We start from the raw sequence: 8,358 nt of genomic DNA, 5'->3' as shown, positions 1-8,358 counted from the left end.
TTATTTAGGTCGACTCGATAATCAAGTCAAACTACGCGGTTTTCGTATCGAACTGGGTGAAATCGAAAGCGTGTTACTGAAACAACCCGGTATTAACGAAGCGGTGGCGCTGCTTAAATCGGTTAATACTGTTACCCAGCTCTGCGCCTACATTGCAGGCGATATTGACCAACTTAACGCCGAAACTTTACGTGCAGCACTCAGCCAACAGTTACCGGATTACGCGGTACCCTCTGCCTTCGTCATCTTGCCAACATTGCCTAAGTTAGCCAGTGGTAAATTAAACAAACAAGCATTACCCGAACCCGAACAACGCCTTAAAACCCATACCGCACCCAGTACTGAGCTGGAAATACAGCTAGTTACGATTTGGCAAGACGTGTTAGGGGTGGCAGATATTGGCATCGACGATAATTTTTTTGGGTTAGGTGGGCATTCGTTGTTGGCAATGCGCTTAGTGAGCGAATGCCAACGGCGCTTAAACATAGTCTTGCCATTAGCTCAGCTATTAGCTCATCCAAACATCGCAGAACTCGCGGCTAGTCTTAACAGCCATGCGAAACCGTCTTTAATAGTGCCATTAAATGCCCATAAAAGCTTTGCCACACCGTTGTTTTGTTTTCATCCCGCAGGTGGTCATGTCTTTGCCTATCAAACCTTAGCGCGGGAGTTAGCGACACAACGGCCTGTATATGGTTTAGCCTATACCCACTTAAACCCCGCCATATCGCTAACTACGCTAGCAGATGATTACGCAGTGGCTATTAATTTGCAACAACCTCAAGGCCACTTATGCTTGCTAGGTTGGTCATTAGGCGGGGCCTTGGCATTGCTGACTGCGAAGGCTTTAGAACACATGGGACGTACTGTGCGTTTTATCGCGCTTATTGACAGTTTTGTACCCGGCTTTGACGATGATAACGTAGAGCAAACCAGCGAGCTTATCCATGCATTTGCCAAAGAAATTTCCGGTGCTGATTGTTTACCTGAATTCACTGACGCTGAACAGTTAGCCGCATGGTTACAAACCAACCATCCAACTTGGGTAATGTGTTAACAGCCCATGAAATCAGTCAAAGCTTAGCGATATTTCAGCATTTAAGCGCGTTAAGTAGGCATTGCCACTTTAAGCCAATAAAAACAGCCGTGTATTGCTGGTGGTCAGAGGATGCTGGCCATGTATCACTACTTGCACAAGACTGTATCGAGCAAACGACGGAGTGCGTTTTGCAAGCCTCGCACAGCATAGCGGCTAATCATAATGAAATTATCCGTGACGCTGGTGTGTTAGCGGCCTTATCGGCGCTATGTACCAAACTAGCGGATTAGTGCTAACTATGAGCAATAAACTCTGGTTACTAGTGCTAACGTGGCTACTCACTGCGTGTCAGGCGCTGCCTGAGCGTAAACCCGAAACCACCGCGACCGTATTACCCAAAACCTGGCTGGCTTTGTCGAAACAAGCAGCGTCAGAACCCGTTACGCAATGGCTTAGTAGTTTTCACGCGCCAGAGTTAACCCCACTAGTCAATGATGCATTAGTCCATAATAATGATTTACACGCGGCAGCCGCGCGCGTTACACAAGCTAAGGCCTTAGTGCGCAAAGAAGAGGCGGCGCGTAAACCACAGCTTTTCGTTAATCCCACATTAAATGCAGACCACGAGCGAAACGGCGCGGGTGTATCGGTGCCGTTTACATTAAGTTGGGAATGGGACGTTTGGGGACGAATAAGCCATTTACGCGACGCCGCACAATTAAACGCCGAGGCATTGGCTAGCGATTGGCAAGGCGCGCGTTTGTCATTGGCCGCCGCTACTGTTACGGCTTGTTTTGAATTAGCCGAAGCCAGACAACGTGGGCACGTCGCGCAAGTCTCTATTACTGAGCGACGGCGGCTAGTAGAGTTATTGCGTGGACGGTTTGATTTAGGCATTGCCGACGGCTTAGATTTAAGTTTGGCATTAACTGATTTAAGCGATGCCGAAGCAGAGCTGGAATCAGCGCATAACGACCAACACCTTGCGCTACGCCGTTTGCAAGTATTATTAGGCGCATATCCATCAGGGCAGAAAACTCAATGCCAACACTTACCCGACGTACCCGCCATGTTACCAGTAGGTTTACCGGCACAATTACTGCACCGACGTCCCGATATTCTAGCCGCATTCGCTAGATTGCAAGCGGCCGATCAACACCTCGCAGCCGCCAATAAAGCCCGTTTACCGCAAATTCAATTAACAGCATCTTCGGGTAGCGCGGCCGAAGCCTTAGCCAATTTATCGGATCCGCGCGTTGTTGCTTGGAATTTAGCCCTAGGCTTAAGCCAGCCCTTGTATGCAGGCGGGCAACTACAAGCCGATATAGACGCACAAACAGCGGCCGTGACCGAATCGGTAGCGATTTATCAACAAGCCGTATTAAAAGCTTGTGCCCAAGTCGAACAAAGCCTAGCGGCCGAACAAGCGTTGCTAGCACAAGTGCAGGCATTAACCAACGTTGTCGCTAAAACTGACACCAATCGAACCTTAGCGATACAGGCGTATCGCAATGGCAAAGCCGATGTTCTGACCTTGCTGGACAGCTATAGAAATACATTAAGCTCGCAAACAGCGCTGCTAGCCGCACGTTTACAAGCGTTGCAAAATCGAGTCGGTTTGTATTTAGCTTTGGGCGGGGATGTTGCTGAATAGCCGGGCTTTTCTTGGAGTATAAACTTCACTGCACATAACGCGAATGATGCGCCTCCTTGCGTCGGCACATCCTATATCTGCTAGAGCCAGTTCGTATCTGGTATTTCTTTATTATTTCGTTTAACCAAACTCATTAGGACTTAAGACGTGACGGTCAAACAACGTCGTACATTCAGTTTTTTAGGCCCCATTTTGCTGTTATCGCTAGCCGGAGCGGCAAGCTGGCTATTAGCCCAACAGGAACCGATGCAAACTGTCGTCGAACCTGCTAACCCCCCGGAAGTTCAGGTCGTAACCGCTACGGCTAACCGGTTACGTTTGCCGGTCGCTAGCCAAGGCTTGCTGCAAGCCGTGCATGAAGCAGAATTATCGACATCGGTTCAAGGTAAAGTCATATCAGTACATCCTGAGTTTTTAGTGGGCGGCATTGTTAAAGCTGGGCAAGTGTTAGTGCAAATTGAGCCTAGTCACTACGACTTAGCGATAGTACAAGCCCGCGCACGTATGGCAGAAATACAACGGCAAAAAGCTGAAGAACAAGCCGCCGCGCTACAAGCAAAACGAGAATGGCAAGTATTGGGACAAGGCCAAGCCACGCCTTTATCGTTACATGAACCGCAGTTAGCCGAAATAAACGCTAAGTTAACACAAGCCGCAGCCGAACTGGCCTTAGCGCAACAACAACGCCAAGCCTGTCAACTATCAGCCCCCTTATCCGGTCGAATTGCCGCTAAAACCGTTGTGCCAGGGCAATTTGTCAGTATCGGTCAAAGTTTAGGACGCGTGTATGCCTGGGAGGCTATGGAAGTCCGCCTACCGCTAACGCTTAAACAAGCTGAGTATTTACAACCACCGGCTACTGGCGACACGCCCAACGTACAACTTAATCTCAGTAATATGCAAAAGCAGGCAACATTAGTGCGCCGAGAAGGACTCATTGACAGCGCTAATGGCTTGGAATATTGGGTTGCCCGTTTGCAACAAACCGAGCAAAAAACAGCGTGGTATCCCGGTAGTTTTGTCCAAGCCCGGATTCAAGGCCGGGAACTTGATAAGGTTTTTGTATTACCGCAAGCCGTGCTAACCGACAGACAACAAGTGGTGCTAGTCGATAACGACAACCGCTTACGAATTAAATCGGTCAACATTGTACAACTTCAAGACCAGCAGGTATGGATTGACCAAGGTTTAAACCCTGGCGACCGTATTGTGCTATCCGGCCTGGACATGCCTATTGACGGCATGAAAGTACATGTCGCGCCTATAGCTAAGCCTAAGCCGTGAAGACTATGCCTAATAAAACAGCAATACCACTTCTCGCTTGGTTTGCCACCCATCCCATTGCGGCCAACTTGTTAATGGCGCTAATTTGGCTAGCTGGCCTTAGCACATTGGTCGATATACCTAAAGATGTATTCCCTAAATTCACGCCCGACCGCTTTGAGATTGCGGCGTTTTATCCCGACGCTTCGCCGTTAACCGTGGAAACCGCGTTATGCATACCACTAGAAAACGCCGTATACGACTTACCTGGCGTAAAAGGCTTAAACACGGCCATATTTCCCGGTGAATGCCAAATCCAAATCGAAGTGAATTCCGGCTATCAGCGTGAAGCGTTAATGAGCGCCGTACGTGCTCGTATTGACTCGATTCCTGGCTTACCGGAGGCCTTGGAAAAAATTGACGTGCGTGAGACAGTGCGTGATAACGATGATGGCGTGATTTGGGTGGCATTGTATGGACAGCTAGATGCGTTACAACTTAAACGCTTAGGCGATGCGCTACGCCAAGAGTTGACACAATTGCCCGGCGTCACAGCGGTCGTCGATTATGGCAAGCTTAATGAAGAGTTAAGCGTTAATGTCAGTGCCGCGCGTTTACGCCAATACGGTTTAACGCTGGCTGACCTTGCTAGCGCTATCCGGCGTCATTCAATTGAATCAGCGACCGGCATGGTTAACACACCGTCCGGTGACATTGTTTTACAGCTTAAAAGCCAAGCTAAGCACGGTGTCGCAGTAGGCGAGATAACGCTACGCAGCTTGCCCGATGGCGGTGTTATCAAAATTAAAGACATTGCCAGTATTCATGACGGTTTAAGCGAACGCGCCGTGCAATGGCATCATGACGGGCAACCAGCGCAAGGCTATGAAATCCATGCCGAAGCCAATGCGATAACCGTTGCTGAGCGCGTCAAAACCTTTGTAGCACAGAAAAAATCCAGTTTGCCTGCCGGTGTATCGCTTAAAACCTGGTGGGATGATTCTTTAGCCTTTGCGGGACGGGTCAACACCTTATTAGAAGATGGTGTTAGCGGTTTTGTATTAGTCTGGCTAGTGCTCACGTTGTTTTTGCGAGGACAAGTCGCTTGGTGGGCGGGCATGGGTATTATCACATCGGTATTGGGTACGCTGTGGTGTATGCCGTTGTTGGGCATTTCGCTGAATATGTTGTCGCTATTCGGCTTTTTATTGGCAATGGGCATCTTAGTCGATGATGCGATTATCATCGGTGAAAGTATACACAGCGAGCAACAAAACACGAGTCTGGCACCGCATGAAGCTGCTGCGATAGGCGTTAGCAAAATGGCTCTGCCTGTGCTATTAGCGATTTTAATCGCGATAGCGGCATTTGTACCCGGCTTGTTTCTACCCGGTTGGAGTGGCGCAATGATGCGGCCTATTGCTGGTGTAATGATTTTAACGTTGTTGTTTTCTGCACTGGAAGCTTTGTTGATATTGCCTGCGCATTTGCACAAACCCGCAGTAACACGCGAACCTGATTGGCTTAAACACAGCCGCCGTAGCGTTAATTTCGCATTGCGACGCCTGGTTATCCGCGTTTATCAGCCGTTGTTAGCGCGCTTATTGGCATTACGTTATCTGACTTTAGCGGGATTTATCGCATTTATGCTAGTTACCTTGGGCTGGTATTTAGGTGGGCATGTCAGACAAGCGATGAATCCAGACATTACCAAAGATGCATTCTGGGCGCGTTTAACCGTACCGCCTGGCACAGCGCCAGACAAAACCCGGCAACTGGCCGAGCGGGTCGAGCGTGAATTACTAAACTATCGTGACGAATTAGAGCGCCAAGGTTTTCAGCAACCGTTATTCATAGGGCAAGAAACCTTGATTTGGCAACAAGAAGCCGGGCTATGGTTAGAATTGTCCGAGCAAGCCAGGCAACGTATTAATGTGCAAGACTTTGTTGACGAATGGCGGCGGCGCGTCGGCGATTTAGGCTCTGCTCGCTTGGAATTCATAGTCAAAGAAGGCGATGAGCCGTATGACATTCTATTAAATTTAAGTGCTAACCAACCGGCATTGTTAACAACTGGGGCGGCAGCCTTAAAACAACAATTAGCGGCCTATCCTGGTGTTTACAGCGTGTTAGATTCCACGCTACCAGGCAGCCCGGAATTACAATTGAGTTTAACCGATACCGGACGCCGTTTAGGCTTAACTGAAGCAGAACTCGCCGAACAAGTGCGACACGGCTATTACGGACTAGAAGCGCAACGCTTGCAACGCCTAAACGGAGAAGTGCGCGTCGTTGTGCGCCTACCTGCCACCGAACGCCAAACTCTTGCTGATTTACAACGCTTACCGATTCGTTTACCGAACGGCGAATTAACGGTGTTAGACACTGTCGCAGACACGACCTTGCAACCGGGCTTAGCGCAACTGATTCGCCGTGACCGGCAACGGGTGTTAGAAGTGTCCGCACAAGTCGATCCTGCCCAAGCCAATCTCAATGCGATTTATACCGATATAGAGCAGCGCTTACTACCTGAGCTAGAACGGCAGTTTCCAGGCTTAACCGGCGAAATAGGCCGTGACCGCAAAGAGCAGCAAACCATGTTGCATTCGCTAGCACAACAAACCCTAATGGCGTTAGCGGTGATTTATGCGCTCATCGCCGTAACGTTCCGCTCTTATACGCTGCCGCTGCTGTTTTTGTTAGCGGTGCCTATGGCCTGGTGCGGAGCCGTTTGGGCGCACAGCCTAGCCGGTCTACCGCTGTCCATGGAATCATTAATCGGCATGGTCGCCGCCAGCGGAGTCGTCGTTAACGACAGCATGGTGCTGTTAGATTATCTTAATGAACACGACCAAGACGCTAAACAAGACCCGGCAGCACTGATTGCAGCCGCTTGCACAGCAAGGTTTAGACCGATTTTTCTGGCCTTTTTAACCAACTTTGCCGGCTTCTTACCAACCCTACTAGAAACCAGTATCCAAGCCCAATTCCTAATACCGATGACCTTGTCGCTAGCATCAGGCTTATTATTTGGCATGATAGCTAGTTTAATGTTAGTGCCGGTTTGTTATGCGGTGTTGGGGGATTTAAGGCGATGACTTAGCAACTCTGGGGTTGTTATAGCTAGATTTTGTTAGCCAATTGATAGAGAGGATTTGGTAATGACTGATAAACTATTTGAGTGAGTGGTGTAATTTGCGCTATATAGCACAGCTAGTTTTTATTATGTGTAACATTTTCGGAGTGTGTAATGAGTAAAAAGCAAACGGAAGAGAAAATTGTTATCTGTGATTCACCTTCGAGAAGGCCATACGGCGCGAAATTAACACTTCTGCTTGAGGAAGGTACGAAGTTTCCAATTGAAGGGGATTGTGAACTCTTAGTGTCTTCAAACCATTTAATTCGAATAACTCCAGGGGCAGCCGATGAAAATCCAAATCAGCAAACGTGGAATATATATGTTGAAGGCTTTGCTACGGCCTGCGAGGCTGAACGAGCTGGTTTAAGGGCTGCGCTCGGATTTTTTTGGTCGGCAATACAAGGGCGGTATTCAATACGACTGAAATACCATACGCCATTGCCATGTATGGTATATGACAGGAACAAAGCTACAGGAATACGACTATCAAGTTCAGCAACATTAACTGTCGTTACAGGTATCGATAATATAATAAATCCTCTTAATCAAGTCCTTAAAAACGAAGGTAGCCTTGACCCAAGATTGTTGATTGCCATTGAGCTTTTTGCATCTGCAAGATTAGAAACTACCGAAAGAGCAAAAATTTGTTGGTCTCGTCTCATCCTTGGAACCGGTGGCTATTCAAGATATTATTGAAATAGATGGATTTTCAGTATTGATTAAAGAGTTCAAAAAACAGGTGTCGGATCTTATAATGGATGACTCGCTTCGATGCTCGCTAATAGGAAGAATTGATCAGTTAAAGAGAGAGTCAATAGCAAGAGCGATTCAAAAACTGGTTTCAAACTGTCTTCCAGGCGATATAGAATCACTAAAAATCATTAAGGACGCATATAATATTAGAAGCACAGTGCTTCATGATGGCTCGACAGATGCAGATTTAAGAGAAAAATCTAATCAGGTTGAGGAAGTAATCAGGAAGGTTTTTGAATCATTAATTTCACCCCATAGTTCCTAATTTCAGCCCGTAAGATCTATGAATGTAAGGTGGTTTCGCGCCAGCAAACCGCCATCGGTGTACAATACTGTTGACTTTAGCCAGTAGCACCCATTTTCTTAGCCCGCTTTTCTTTCCACTTATTAGGAACGCCTTTATTAACACGAGGTTTTGATGGCTTGGGCGTCTTCGGTCGGTAATAAACAACTCGTCGAATAGAATCAACTAACTCGAAGAAAAGAGTTAAGGCACGCCCGGAATTGATG

General features: G+C 47.8%; 7 protein-coding genes. All 7 read left to right on the top strand.

From position 1 onward, the window contains the following. A partial coding sequence (locus VZ94_RS18640; protein ID WP_045780379.1) for a thioesterase domain-containing protein occupies positions 1-1,057 on the top strand: 1,057 nt, incomplete at its 5' end. After that, a complete protein-coding gene (locus VZ94_RS18635; protein ID WP_192828684.1) occupies positions 1,051-1,329 on the top strand; it encodes a hypothetical protein in 279 nt (92 codons plus the stop codon). The genes VZ94_RS18640 and VZ94_RS18635, both read left to right, overlap by 7 nt. An 8-nt stretch (positions 1,330-1,337) precedes the next feature. Continuing rightward, on the top strand, positions 1,338-2,693 hold the full coding sequence (locus VZ94_RS18630) for an efflux transporter outer membrane subunit (RefSeq protein WP_239650077.1): 1,356 nt from the start codon (positions 1,338-1,340) through the stop codon (positions 2,691-2,693). A gap of 147 nt (positions 2,694-2,840) precedes the next feature. Then, positions 2,841-3,977: an efflux RND transporter periplasmic adaptor subunit gene (locus VZ94_RS18625; RefSeq protein ID WP_045780376.1), complete on the top strand. Its 1,137-nt coding sequence runs from the start codon at positions 2,841-2,843 to the stop codon at positions 3,975-3,977. Positions 3,978-3,982: 5 nt separating this feature from the next. Next, complete coding sequence (locus tag VZ94_RS18620) at positions 3,983-7,054, top strand: efflux RND transporter permease subunit (protein WP_045780375.1); 3,072 nt, start codon at positions 3,983-3,985, stop codon at positions 7,052-7,054. A 152-nt stretch (positions 7,055-7,206) separates the two neighbouring features. Beyond that, positions 7,207-7,791: a hypothetical protein gene (locus tag VZ94_RS18615; RefSeq protein ID WP_045780374.1), complete on the top strand. Its 585-nt coding sequence runs from the start codon at positions 7,207-7,209 to the stop codon at positions 7,789-7,791. Beyond that, on the top strand, positions 7,769-8,113 hold the full coding sequence (locus VZ94_RS18610) for a hypothetical protein (RefSeq protein ID WP_045780373.1): 345 nt from the start codon (positions 7,769-7,771) through the stop codon (positions 8,111-8,113). The genes VZ94_RS18615 and VZ94_RS18610 overlap by 23 nt, the downstream gene beginning before the upstream one ends. Positions 8,114-8,358: the final 245 nt, after the last annotated feature.

Source organism: Methylocucumis oryzae, assembly GCF_000963695.1.
GTDB classification, from domain to species: Bacteria; Pseudomonadota; Gammaproteobacteria; order Methylococcales; family Methylomonadaceae; genus Methylovulum; species Methylovulum oryzae.
The sequence above is the reverse complement of the archived record's forward strand: the minus strand, read 5'-3'. Positions and strand labels throughout refer to the sequence as shown.

Coding starts and splice junctions, on each gene's coding strand:
- VZ94_RS18630 (WP_239650077.1), top strand. CDS start 1,338: ATGAGCAATAAACTCTGGTTACTAGTGCTAACGTGGCTACTCACTGCG.
- VZ94_RS18620 (WP_045780375.1), top strand. CDS start 3,983: ATGCCTAATAAAACAGCAATACCACTTCTCGCTTGGTTTGCCACCCAT.
- VZ94_RS18615 (WP_045780374.1), top strand. CDS start 7,207: ATGAGTAAAAAGCAAACGGAAGAGAAAATTGTTATCTGTGATTCACCT.